Below are 12,273 nucleotides of genomic sequence, written 5' to 3'. Positions count from 1 at the left end.
CCTGGATCAATATTGCGCCGGAAAGTATAAGAAAATCGTATCATTACGCGCAGGCGGTAAACGCCGCCTGCGCCTCTCAGGGCGCCCGGAATAAGCCCAGCAGCGTGGCCACCTGTTCGTCGATCGGCGCCAGGTCCCGCTTGACGATCAGATGCAGCGGCGTCGCGCGGCGCGCGCCGTGGCTGAGGGGCAGCCGCTTCAGCACGCCCTGGTCGAGATGGGAACGAATGCGCTCCTCCGGCAGCCAGCCGAACCCGACCTGATACATCACCGCATCAATGGCGGCGTCAATGGTGGAGAAGGTCCAGGCGTCACGCGTCGCCTGGCCATCGCCGGTCTGATCGGCAATGCGCACCAGCGGCCACGGCGCCAGCGCGCTATCCTCCAGCGGCCCATCGAGCGCGGCAAGAGGGTGGTCGCGGTGGGCGACGGCAATGAAATCAATATTCATCAGCCACTCTCCGCGGCCGGTAATATCCTGGCGGCGGGTCAGCACCATCACATCGGCTTCCGTCCGCGCCGCGCGCTCGTCATCAAGGTTTTCCAGCACTTCGGTGAGTCTGACCTGGGTCTGCGGATAGCGCTGCTGAAACTGGCGCAGAATGGCGAACAGTCGCTGGCGAGGGAAAATGCTGTCGACCACCAGATCCAGACGAGTGCGCGCCCCGTTGCGCAGAGTGGCGGCGTGCGTCTCGACGTAGGCAAAGGCCTGCAGGAGCGGTTTGACCTGATTCAGCAGTAGTTCACCCGCGGGGGTGAGTACCGCCCGCCGGCCGGACGGCGCCAGTAGCGCCACACCTAAGCGCTCCTGCAGCAGCGCGAGATTATAGCTCACCGAAGACTGACTGCGGTTGGTCTCCTCCGCCGCTCTGGCAAAGCTCCCCAATTCCACTACCTTTTCGAGTAACGCCCACTGCTCCAGGGTTGTCTTGTGCATAATCAATCTAAAATTTGGATATATTTAATCCAAACATAGCGTTATTCATTCATTTTTTAAAGACGTATGCTGTCCTCAACGAAACAGAGGAGAATAAATGATGAGCACTTTCGACAAACATGACCTCAGCGGCTTTATCGGTAAACATCTGGTCTACACCTACGACAACGGCTGGAACTACGAGATTTACGTCAAAAATGGCCACACCCTCGACTACCGTATTCACAGCGGCATCGTCGGCAATCGTTGGGTGAAAGATCAGGAAGCGTACATTGTGCGGGTGGGGGAAAGTATCTACAAAATCTCCTGGACCGAACCGACCGGCACCGACGTCAGCCTGATCGTCAACCTGGGCGACAAACTGTTCCACGGCACCATTTTCTTCCCGCGCTGGATCATGAATAACCCGGAAAAAACCGTCTGCTTCCAGAACGACCATATTCCGCTGATGAATTCGTACCGTGATGCCGGCCCGGCCTACCCGACGGAAGTGATTGACGAGTTCGCCACCATCACCTTCATTCGCGACTGTGGTGCCGATAATGACGAGGTCATTAATTGCCCGGCAAGTGAATTGCCAGCTGATTTCCCTGCAAATTTGTAATTCAGCAGAAATAAATTTGTGATCTGCGCTAACTTTTTGTCATTAAGCGTGACGATCGCTAATTAAAGTATTGTGTATTGGTTTAATCTCCGTTTACTTTCTGCTATTGCGTTCCTGTTTGTCCCCGCTAACAGGAACGCTTTTCTGTCATACCCCTGCCATAAAAAAATCCTATCATACTGTTTAATAATGAGTTATTACTTGTGTTGGGAAAATATTAATTTCTTAATATTATCCTAAGCAAGGTCGACTACATTAATAGTGGTCGAAATACCCTGAAATGGAATGCCGCGCTGAACTCACTTCATTTTAATTTCGTTTAAGTCCGCAGGCGCAGGATATTTTATTCTAACGACCCTGATTTGTGCGTGGGTCATCTACAGAACAGGATGATGATGAGCGATTTTTTGCCGTTTTCGCGCCCGTCGATGGGCGACGCAGAGCTGGCTGCGCTGCGTGAAGTTTTAGCGTCGGGCTGGATCACCACCGGACCGAAGAATCAGGCACTCGAAGCGGCATTCTGCCAGCTGACCGGCAACCGCCACGCGATTGCCGTCAGTTCAGCGACCGGCGGGATGCATGTGACCCTGATGGCGCTGGGTATTGGCCCCGGCGATGAAGTCATTACCCCTTCCCAGACCTGGGTCTCTACTCTCAATATGATCTGCCTGCTGGGCGCCACGCCGGTGATGATCGATGTCGATAACGACAATCTGATGATTACCCCGCAGGCTGTGGAAGCGGCGATCACCTCGCGTACCAAAGCGATAATTCCTGTGCACTATGCGGGCGCGCCAGCCGACATCGACGCCATTCGCGCGGTGGGCGAGCGCCATGGCGTTCCGGTGATCGAAGATGCCGCCCATGCGGCGGGCACCCATTATAAAGGCCGCCACATTGGCTGGCAGGGGACCGCCATTTTCTCGTTCCACGCGATCAAAAACATGACCTGCGCCGAAGGCGGGCTGATTGTCACCGACGACGACGAGCTGGCTTCCCGCATCCGCAGTCTGAAATTCCATGGTCTGGGCGTGGACGCTTATGATCGTCAGACCCACGGCCGCGCGCCGCAGGCGGAGGTGATCACCCCGGGCTTTAAGTACAACCTTGCCGATATCAACGCCGCTCTGGCGCTGGTCCAGCTGGAAAAACTGAGCCACGCCAATCAGCGCCGGACGGAGATTGCCCAGCGCTACCTGCGCGAGCTGGCGGACACGCCGTTTAAACCGCTGACCGTCCCGGCATGGGATCACCAGCACGCCTGGCACTTGTTTATCATCCGTGTCGATGAGGCCGCATGCGGCATCAGCCGCGACGCGCTGATGGAAAAACTGAAGGCGATGGGTATCGGTACGGGTCTGCATTTCCGTGCGGCTCATACGCAAAAATATTACCGCGAGCGCTTCCCTGAGGTTTCCCTGCCGAATACCGAATGGAACAGCGCCCGCATCTGTTCTCTCCCGTTGTTCCCGGACATGACCGATGACGATGTCACTCGCGTTATTTCCGCACTGCGCCAGCTGTCAGGACGTTGATATGCTTACATACCCTCCCGTGAAGAAGGTTTCGGTGGTTATCCCGGTTTATAACGAACAGGATAGCCTGCCGGAACTGCTTCGTCGTACGGATACTGCTTGCGCCACGCTGGGGCGGCAATATGAAATTCTGCTGATCGACGATGGCAGCAGCGACGATTCCGCGCGCATGCTGACCGAAGCCGCTGAGGCGGAAGGCAGTCACGTCGTCGCTGTACTGTTAAACCGTAACTACGGCCAGCACTCGGCGATCATGGCCGGCTTCAGCCATGTGACGGGCGATCTGATTATTACCCTTGATGCCGATCTGCAAAACCCGCCGGAGGAAATTCCGCGGTTGGTAGAGAAGGCTGATGAAGGCTACGACGTGGTGGGCACCGTCCGCCAGAACCGTCAGGACAGCATCTTCCGCAAAAGCGCCTCGAAGATGATTAACCGCCTGATCCAGCGCACCACCGGCAAAGCGATGGGCGACTACGGCTGCATGCTGCGCGCTTACCGCCGCCACATTATCGACGCGATGCTCAACTGCCACGAGCGCAGCACCTTTATCCCGATCCTGGCGAATACCTTCGCCCGGCGCGCGGTCGAGATCCCGGTGATGCATGCCGAGCGCGAATTCGGCGACTCCAAATACAGCTTTATGCGCCTGATTAACCTGATGTACGACCTGGTGACCTGTCTGACCACCACACCGCTGCGTCTGCTCAGTATTTTCGGCAGCGTGATTGCCCTGCTGGGCTTCGCCTTCGGCCTGATGCTGGTAGTACTGCGTCTGGCCTTTGGCCCGCAGTGGGCGGCGGAAGGGGTGTTTATGCTCTTCGCCGTGCTGTTTATGTTCATCGGCGCCCAGTTTATCGGTATGGGCCTGCTCGGCGAGTATATCGGACGCATCTATAACGACGTTCGCGCTCGTCCCCGCTACTTTATTCAACGTGTTGTTCGCCAGCCGGAAACGGCATCTAAAGAGGAAGATCGTTCATGAAAGCCGTAGTCTTCGCTTATCACGATATGGGTTGCACAGGTATCCAGTCCCTGCTGGACGCTGGGTATGATATCGCTGCTATTTTCACCCACCCGGATAACCCTGGCGAAAACCATTTCTTTGGCTCCGTGGCGCGCCTTGCCGCCGAGCAGGGCATTCCGGTGTGGGCGCCGGAAGACGTGAACCATCCGCTGTGGATTGAGCGTATCCGCGAGATGAAGCCGGACGTGCTGTTCTCGTTCTACTACCGCAACCTGTTGGGCGATGAGATCCTCAATCTGGCGCCGAAAGGGGCATTTAACCTGCACGGTTCGCTGCTGCCGAAATATCGTGGCCGTGCGCCGCTGAACTGGGTGCTGGTCAATGGCGAAAGCGAAACCGGCGTGACCCTGCACCGCATGGTGAACCGCGCGGATGCCGGCGATATCGTCGCCCAGCAAACCGTGGCGATTGGCCCGGATGACGCCGCCCTGGCGCTGCATCGTAAGCTGTGCACCGCTGCCACTGAACTGCTGGGCCAGGCGCTGCCGGCTATCCTTGAAGGAAAAACTACAGAGCGCCCGCAGGATCACAGCCAGGCGACCTACGTGGGGCGTCGTACCCCGGAAGATGGCCGCCTCGACTGGGAGCAGCCGGCGCAGACGCTGCACAATCTGGTGCGTGCCGTCTCTGACCCGTGGCCGGGCGCGTTCGGCTACGCCGGCGCAAACAAATTTATTGTCTGGAAATCCCGTGTACGCCGCGATCTGCCGGCAGCCAAACCGGGCACCGTTATCTCCGTTGCGCCGCTGATCGTGGCGTGTCAGGACGGGGCGCTGGAAATTGTCACCGGCCAGACCGAACGCGGTGTGTACATGCAGGGCACTCAGCTGGCGCAGGCGCTTGGCCTGGTGTCCGGGGCAGTGATCAGCAGCAAACCGGTGGTGGCGATTAAGCGTCGCACCCGCGTGCTGATCCTCGGCGTCAATGGCTTTATCGGTAACCATTTGACCGAGCGCCTGCTGCAGGACGACAACTATGAAATTTACGGCCTGGATATCGGCTCCGACGCCATCAGCCGTTTCCTTGAGAGCCCACGTTTCCACTTCGTGGAAGGCGATATCAGCATTCACTCCGAGTGGATCGAATATCACATTAAGAAATGCGACGTGGTGCTGCCGCTGGTGGCCATCGCGACCCCGATCGAATACACCCGTAACCCGCTGCGCGTGTTCGAGCTGGATTTCGAAGAGAACCTGAAGATCATCCGCGACTGCGTGAAATACAATAAGCGCATCATCTTCCCGTCGACCTCTGAAGTGTACGGCATGTGCACCGACAAAAACTTCGACGAAGATACCTCCAACCTGGTGGTCGGGCCGATCAACAAACAGCGCTGGATCTACTCGGTTTCCAAGCAGCTGCTGGATCGCGTGATCTGGGCCTACGGCGATAAGTACGATCTCAAGTTCACCCTGTTCCGTCCGTTCAACTGGATGGGTCCGCGCCTGGATAACCTCAACGCCGCGCGTATCGGTAGTTCCCGCGCCATCACCCAGCTGATCCTCAACCTGGTGGAAGGGTCGCCGATCAAGCTCATCGAAGGCGGCAAGCAGAAGCGCTGCTTTACCGATATCAGCGATGGTATCGAAGCGTTGTTCCGCATCATCGAGAACAAAGACGGCCGCTGCGACGGGCAGATCATCAACATCGGTAACCCGGAAAACGAAGCGAGTATCAAAGAGCTGGCCGAAATGCTGCTCGCCTGCTTCGAACGCCATCCGCTGCGCGATCGCTTCCCGCCGTTTGCCGGCTTCCGTGAAGTGGAAAGCAGCGATTACTACGGGAAGGGCTACCAGGATGTTGAGCATCGTAAGCCGAGCATTCGCAACGCCAAACGCTGCCTGAACTGGGAACCGACCGTCGAGATGGAAGAGACCGTTGAGCATACGCTGGACTTCTTCCTGCGCACGGTTGAACTGGTGGACGATAAAAATCCATGAAACAGGTCGGCTTACGCATAGATGTCGATACCTTTCGCGGAACGCGGGACGGCGTTCCGCGGCTGCTGGACCTGCTGGGCCAGCACGGGATTCAGGCAAGCTTCTTCTTCAGCGTCGGGCCGGACAATATGGGGCGCCATCTGTGGCGCCTGATAAAACCGAAGTTTCTGTGGAAGATGCTGCGTTCCAGAGCGGCTTCGCTGTACGGCTGGGATATTCTGCTGGCCGGCACCGCCTGGCCGGGACGCCGCATCGGCGCGGGTAACGAAGCGGTGATCCGCGCGACCGCCGAGTCTCATGAAGTCGGGCTGCATGCCTGGGATCATTACAGCTGGCAGGCGTGGAGCGGCGTCTGGCCGCCCGAGCGGTTAACGCTGGAGGTTGAGCGCGGTCTGCTGGAGCTCGAGCGCATTATCGGCCGTCCGGTCACCTGCTCGGCTGTCGCCGGCTGGCGCGCCGATCAGCGGGTAGTCAAAGCCAAAGAATCCTTCGATTTTCTCTACAACAGCGACTGTCGCGGCACGCGGCCGTTTCTGCCCCAGCTCGGTAGCGGCACGTCCGGTACGGTGCAGATCCCAGTCACGCTGCCGACCTGGGACGAGGCGGTGGGCACGGCGGTCGATATCGCTGGCTTTAACCGCTACCTGCTGGATTGCATCCATCGCGACACGGGCGTGCCGGTCTATACCATTCACGCCGAAGTGGAAGGTATTGCCTACGCCGATCAGTTCGATGAACTGCTGACCATGGCGGCGGAAGAAGAAATTCAGTTTTGCCCACTGAGCCAGCTGCTGCCCGCTGACTTTAGCGAGCTGCCGTCTGGCAAAGTGGTTCGGGGTGAACTGGCTGGCCGGGAAGGCTGGCTCGGACGTGAACAATTACTGACTTCGGGTGTTTGATGAAAAGCATTCGCTATGGCGTCTCTCTGATTGCGCTGTTTGCGCTGTATTACCTGCTGCCGCTCAATTTCCGTTTGCTCTGGCAACCCGATGAAACCCGCTACGCGGAGATCAGTCGTGAAATGCTGGCCACCGGTGACTGGGTGGTGCCGCATTTTCTCGGATTGCGCTACTTCGAAAAGCCGATTGCCGGTTACTGGATCAACAGTATCGGTCAGTGGCTGTTTGGCCATAATAACTTCGGCGTACGCTTTGGGTCGGTCTTCGCCATCACCATGACCGCTGTGCTGGTGGCCTGGCTGGCGTGGCGGATCTTTCGCGATAAGCGGGTAGCCGTCCTGTCGCCGGTTATCTTCCTTACCGCCCTGCTGGTCTACGGCATCGGCACCTATGCGGTGCTGGACCCGATGATCACCCTGTGGCTGGCGCTGGCGATGTGCAGCTTCTGGGGCGCGACGCAGGCGCAGACCCGCAACGGCAAAATACTGGGCTACGTGCTGCTGGGCGTCGCCTGCGGTATGGGGGTGATGACCAAGGGCTTCCTTGCGCTGGCGGTGCCGGTGGTGGGCGTTCTGCCGTGGGTGATCGCCCGTAAACGCTGGCGTGAAGTGCTGACCTACGGTTGGCTGGCGGTGGTCGTTTGTACGCTGGTGGTGCTGCCCTGGGGGCTGGCTATCGCCCAGCGTGAGCCGGACTTCTGGCGCTACTTCTTCTGGGTCGAGCATATTCAGCGTTTTGCCGAAAAAGATGCCCAGCACAAAGCGCCGTTCTGGTACTACATCCCGTTCCTGATTGCCGGCAGCCTGCCGTGGCTGGCCTTGCTGCCGGGGGCGCTGAAGCGCGGCTGGCGCGAGCGCGATGAGGCGCGAGGGGCGCTATACCTGCTGGGCTGGGTGGCAATGCCGTTCCTGTTCTTCAGTATCGCCAAAGGCAAACTGCCGACCTATATCTTGCCGTGCTTTGTGCCGCTGTCGATTCTGATGGCCCGCTACGCGCTGGAGGCGGCGAAAACCGGCGCGAAAGCGCTGCGCATCAACGGTATGATCAACCTGGGATTTGGCCTGCTGGGGCTGGTCGCCGTGCTGGTAGTCTCTCCCTGGGGCGTGATGCACAAGCCGGTGTGGAGCAAGATTGAGCTGTATAAATGTCTGCTGGCGGCGATCGCCTTCGCCGTCTGGGCGCTGATGGGCTGGCTGGCGATGAAAAACCCTGGCCGCCGCTGGAGCCTCGCCGCGCTCTGTCCGCTCGGCCTGGCGCTGCTGGTGGGCTTCGCTATCCCGGACCGGGTTATCGACAGCAAACAGCCGCAGTTCCTCGTGGATATTGTGAGCGAGTCCCTGCAGCCCAGCCGTTACGTCCTGACCAACAACGTTGGGATCGCCGGTGGCCTGGCCTGGGAGCTGAAGCGCAGCGATATTATTATGTTCGACAAACAGGGTGAGCTGAAGTACGGTCTCGACTGGCCGGACGCTCAGGGAAGCTTTGTCAGCCAGGCCGGGTTCACTGACTGGTTGGCCACGCATCGTCAGCAGGGGCCGGTCTCGCTGGTGCTGTTGATGGATAAAGGAGAGAGTATGGTCGACTTACCGTTACCGAAACCGGATAACGCCTACGAGCTGGGTCGGGTGGTCTTCCTTCAGTACCTGCCGCAATGAGTGTCTGGATCTGTCTGGTGTTCGCCAGCCTGCTGAGCTGCGCCGGACAACTCTGCCAGAAACAGGCGACCCGCCCGTCCCGTCGCGGACGGCGGAGTCGCCATATACTCTTCTGGCTGGGGATGGCGCTGTTATGCCTCGGCTGCGGCATGCTGCTGTGGCTGAGCGTCCTGCAGTCTATTCCGGTCAGCATCGCCTACCCAATGCTGAGCCTGAACTTCGTTTGGGTTACCCTGGCGGGCTGGGGTATCTGGCATGAGCCGGTCGCCCGTCGTCACTGGTTTGGCGTCGGGTTGATCGTCGTGGGCATCGTCATTCTGGGGACCAGCGTCTGATGGGCTTTCTCTGGGCATTATTCAGTGTCGGCCTCGTCAGCGCCGCGCAGCTCCTGCTGCGCAGCGCCATGGTGGCCCTGCCGCCGCTGACCGATATTCTGGTATTTATCCAACATCTGCTGCATTTTCAGCCAGGTACCTTCGGCCTGTTTTTCGGCCTGCTGGGCTACCTGCTGTCGATGGTCTGCTGGTACTTTGCCCTGCATCGCCTGCCGCTGTCGAAAGCGTATGCGCTGCTGAGCCTGAGCTATATCCTCGTGTGGGCCGCCGCCATCTGGCTGCCCGGCTGGCATGAGCCGTTCTACTGGCAATCGCTGCTGGGCGTGGCGATCATCGTCGCCGGCGTATTAACGATCTTCTGGCCGGTCAAACGCCGCTAGCCGGGGAGCCGGCTTTTGGGACGCCCCGGGCCGAGCAGGAGCGCCAGCTTGCTGCCCCCGACGGTGGTCTCCATCCAGATTTTACAGACGCTGGTTAACGGCACCGAGAGCAGCATCCCCACCGGCCCCAGCAGCCAGCCCCAGACCAGCAACGACAGGAACACCACCAGGGTCGACATCCCCAGCCGGTGGCCCATCATGCGCGGCTCCACCATGTTGCCCAGCACCATATGCACCACCAGAAACAGCGCCCCGACCAACAGGCACTCATAAATGCCGCTAAACAGCAGCGCCTGCAGCATAGGGGGGATAGCGGAGATGGCGGAGCCAATGTTCGGCACATAGTTCAGCAGAAACGCCAGCACCCCCCACATCAGGGCGAACTGTACCCCCATCGCCAGCAGCCCCAGCCAGACAATCAGCCCGGTCCACAGGCTAATCAGCGTCTTCAGCGCCAGATAATGGGTGACGCCTTTCAGCGCCCGGTGCAGTCCGGCGATATGCAGGCGAGGATTATTGAGGGCAAAGCGCAGTTTGTAGGGCAGGTGGCGAACCTCAAACAGCATAAAGATCACCGTCATCACCAGCAGCACGATGCTGGCCATCGCCCCGGAAAGCTGGGTCATTAGCGTCGTGGCCCAGGTCATCAGCCGTTCTGAATCCATGCGCCGCAGCATGCGCTCCGGATTGATATGCAGGTTAAGGAAGGGGAGATACTCCTGGAGCTGGAGGATCTTGCGCGTCAGGGCGCGGTTGAAATCGGGCAGCATGGCGACAAAGTCATTGAGCGACGCCGCCAGTACGCCAAGCAGCGCGGTGAGCATCACCAGCATCGCCGTTACCACCAGGGTAATGGCGAACGGACGGCGCACCCCGCGGCGAATGAACCAGGTGACCAGCGGGTTGAGGACAATAGCGAAAAACAGCGCCAGCAGCAGCTGCACCAGAATATCGGCGGCGGCGTGGATCCCGGCGAGGATAATCACCAGCGCTGCCAGCTTAAGTAGAATATGGAGCCCGGCTTTATCAGCCTGCGGAGAGGACATAGGGATTCCTTTTATGAGTCGCGCCAGATAAGTGTAGCGGTTCGCCGACTGCCAATATTCCGAAAGGAGGGCTGCTTTTCCGCCGACAGCGTGGTAATAGTGAAAGCTGGTTGTCGAAATCTGGTGGAACCTGATGACCGAACCCGTCGCCGAACCGGCGCTCAATGGACTGCGCCTCAATCTGCGGATTGTCTCTGTCGTCATCTTTAACTTTGCCAGCTATCTCACCATCGGCCTGCCGCTGGCGGTGCTGCCCGGCTATGTTCATGATGTCATGGGCTTTAGCGCTTTCTGGGCCGGGCTGGTGATTAGTCTGCAATATTTCGCCACGCTGCTCAGCCGCCCGCACGCCGGGCGCTACGCCGACCTGCTGGGGCCCAAAAAGATTGTTGTCTTCGGTCTCTGTGGCTGTTTTTTGAGCGGTCTGAGCTATCTGCTGGCGGCATGCAGCAGCGGCTGGCCACTGATTAGCCTGCTGCTGTTATGCCTCGGGCGGGTGATCCTTGGAATCGGTCAGAGCTTTGCCGGCACCGGGTCGACGCTGTGGGGCGTCGGCGTGGTCGGTTCGCTGCATATCGGCCGGGTGATTTCGTGGAACGGGATTGTGACCTACGGGGCGATGGCGATGGGCGCGCCGCTCGGCGTGCTGTGCTATTCGCATATTGGCCTCAGCGGCCTGGCGGTGGTCATTATGGCGGTGGCGCTGGTGGCGATCCTCTGTGCGCTGCCCCGCGCGGCGGTGAAGGCAGCCAAAGGTAAAGCGATGTCGTTTCGCGCGGTGCTTGGTCGGGTCTGGCCCTACGGTGTGGCGCTGGCGCTGGCCTCCGCCGGCTTCGGGGTGATCGCCACCTTTATCACGCTGTTTTATGACGCCAAAGGCTGGGACGGCGCGGCTTTTGCTCTGACGTTATTCAGCTGCGCGTTCGTTGGCACGCGGCTGCTGTTTCCTAACGGTATTCATCGCCTCGGTGGACTGAACGTGGCGATGCTCTGCTTTAGCGTGGAGATTATCGGACTGTTGCTGGTTGGCATTGCCGATACGCCGCTGTTGGCGAAGATCGGTACCTTCCTTACCGGGGCGGGGTTCTCGCTGGTCTTCCCGGCGCTGGGGGTGGTGGCAGTCAAAGCGGTGCCGCAGCACAATCAGGGGTCGGCGCTGGCGACCTATACCGTGTTTATGGATTTGTCGTTGGGCGTTACCGGGCCGCTGGCCGGATTGCTGATGGCGTGGACCGGGATCTCGATGATTTATCTCGCCGCGGCGGGGCTGGTGATGGCGGCGCTGCTGTTGGGCTGGCGGCTAAAAAAACGGCCCCCGGTTAGCGAACCGGAGGCCATCGCACCAGGCCAGTAATTACTGAATGGTGAGGGTGTTGATGATGCTTTCTGCTTCGGTCTGTGCCTGCTGCTGGTTGTCCGCCGGCAGGGTCACCTGCAGGGTCAGCAGTTTGTCATCCACTTTGCCAAGCAGTACGGAAGACCACGCGGTCTGCCCCTTGGCGGAGATGATGCTGTCCAGCTGCTGCAGGGTATGGCCTTTAATCTCCAGCGATTTATTGCTCACCACCTGTAGCTGCGGGTCGCGGCTACGCTGCTGATCTTCCAGACGTTTCGCCAGCACCGCCAGATCTTCATTGGTGCTGTCGCCGACGATGACGATGACCGCTTTCTGGCCGGTAGCGTCAGAGTAGACGTGCATGTTGTTCGCCTGGGTACCCAGTTTGCCGCTCTGGTCGGCCATGCCCGCAGGCAGGGTGAAGCTCAGCTTGCCATCCAGCAGGCTGATTGCCTGGCCGCTGGCATTGCTCTCCGCTGCTGCGCCAACGGTTGGCGCTTTTGAATCGCTGTTATCGCAGGCGGCAAGCCCCATCACCAGCAGGCCAATACCGACATATTTAACCAAATTGCGCATTGA

Annotated in this window: 12 protein-coding genes; 9 read left to right on the top strand and 3 right to left on the bottom strand. The window is 59.3% G+C overall.

Annotation, left to right across the window (positions count from 1 at the left end; genetic code table 11):
* Positions 1 to 76: 76 nt before the first annotated feature.
* A complete protein-coding gene (locus tag CWM57_RS19015) occupies positions 77 to 937 on the bottom strand; it encodes a LysR family transcriptional regulator (protein WP_061153054.1) in 861 nt (286 codons plus the stop codon).
* Positions 938 to 1,034: 97 nt separating this feature from the next.
* On the opposite strand from CWM57_RS19015, the gene CWM57_RS19010 reads away from it, so the two are divergent.
* The 8 genes from CWM57_RS19010 to arnF all read left to right on the top strand — a co-directional run bounded on the left by CWM57_RS19010 (position 1,035) and on the right by arnF (position 9,312).
* A complete protein-coding gene (locus CWM57_RS19010; RefSeq protein ID WP_012540376.1) occupies positions 1,035 to 1,541 on the top strand; it encodes a phenolic acid decarboxylase in 507 nt (168 codons plus the stop codon).
* Between the two features lie 395 nt (positions 1,542 to 1,936).
* Positions 1,937 to 3,076: a UDP-4-amino-4-deoxy-L-arabinose aminotransferase gene (arnB, locus tag CWM57_RS19005; RefSeq protein ID WP_061153055.1), complete on the top strand. Its 1,140-nt coding sequence runs from the start codon at positions 1,937 to 1,939 to the stop codon at positions 3,074 to 3,076.
* Position 3,077: 1 nt separating this feature from the next.
* A complete protein-coding gene (gene arnC, locus CWM57_RS19000) occupies positions 3,078 to 4,061 on the top strand; it encodes an undecaprenyl-phosphate 4-deoxy-4-formamido-L-arabinose transferase (protein ID WP_074387019.1) in 984 nt (327 codons plus the stop codon).
* Positions 4,058 to 6,043: a bifunctional UDP-4-amino-4-deoxy-L-arabinose formyltransferase/UDP-glucuronic acid oxidase ArnA gene (arnA, locus tag CWM57_RS18995; protein WP_074387020.1), complete on the top strand. Its 1,986-nt coding sequence runs from the start codon at positions 4,058 to 4,060 to the stop codon at positions 6,041 to 6,043. The genes arnC and arnA overlap by 4 nt, the downstream gene beginning before the upstream one ends.
* Positions 6,040 to 6,942 (top strand): 4-deoxy-4-formamido-L-arabinose-phosphoundecaprenol deformylase, encoded by a 903-nt coding sequence (gene arnD / locus CWM57_RS18990; protein ID WP_074387021.1) that lies wholly within the window; start codon positions 6,040 to 6,042, stop codon positions 6,940 to 6,942. The genes arnA and arnD overlap by 4 nt, the downstream gene beginning before the upstream one ends.
* Entirely contained in the window at positions 6,942 to 8,597 is a 1,656-nt protein-coding gene (arnT, locus tag CWM57_RS18985) for a lipid IV(A) 4-amino-4-deoxy-L-arabinosyltransferase (RefSeq protein WP_100676309.1), read from the top strand. Before arnD ends, arnT begins: the two co-directional genes overlap by 1 nt.
* Positions 8,594 to 8,932 (top strand): 4-amino-4-deoxy-L-arabinose-phosphoundecaprenol flippase subunit ArnE, encoded by a 339-nt coding sequence (gene arnE, locus CWM57_RS18980; RefSeq protein ID WP_004202083.1) that lies wholly within the window; start codon positions 8,594 to 8,596, stop codon positions 8,930 to 8,932. The genes arnT and arnE overlap by 4 nt, the downstream gene beginning before the upstream one ends.
* Positions 8,932 to 9,312, top strand: a complete 381-nt coding sequence (arnF, locus tag CWM57_RS18975) for a 4-amino-4-deoxy-L-arabinose-phosphoundecaprenol flippase subunit ArnF (RefSeq protein ID WP_074387023.1) — start codon at positions 8,932 to 8,934, stop codon at positions 9,310 to 9,312. The genes arnE and arnF overlap by 1 nt, the downstream gene beginning before the upstream one ends.
* On the opposite strand, the gene CWM57_RS18970 is transcribed toward arnF, so the two are convergent.
* The gene (locus CWM57_RS18970) at positions 9,309 to 10,358 is read right to left on the bottom strand and encodes an AI-2E family transporter (RefSeq protein ID WP_061153060.1); all 1,050 of its coding nucleotides are present in this window, start codon (positions 10,356 to 10,358) and stop codon (positions 9,309 to 9,311) included. The two genes, arnF and CWM57_RS18970, sit on opposite strands and share 4 nt — an antisense overlap.
* A 133-nt stretch (positions 10,359 to 10,491) precedes the next feature.
* On the opposite strand from CWM57_RS18970, the gene CWM57_RS18965 reads away from it, so the two are divergent.
* Entirely contained in the window at positions 10,492 to 11,712 is a 1,221-nt protein-coding gene (locus CWM57_RS18965) for an MFS transporter (protein WP_100676308.1), read from the top strand.
* Here CWM57_RS18965 and CWM57_RS18960 read toward each other — a convergent pair whose 3' ends face one another.
* Entirely contained in the window at positions 11,713 to 12,270 is a 558-nt protein-coding gene (locus CWM57_RS18960) for a DcrB family lipoprotein (protein WP_025710746.1), read from the bottom strand.
* Positions 12,271 to 12,273 lie beyond the last annotated feature (3 nt).

Origin of the sequence: Klebsiella sp. G-Nf4, assembly GCF_002810615.1 — a bacterium.
Lineage (GTDB): Bacteria > Pseudomonadota > Gammaproteobacteria > Enterobacterales > Enterobacteriaceae > Klebsiella > Klebsiella variicola.
The sequence above is the reverse complement of the archived record's forward strand: the minus strand, read 5'-3'. Positions and strand labels throughout refer to the sequence as shown.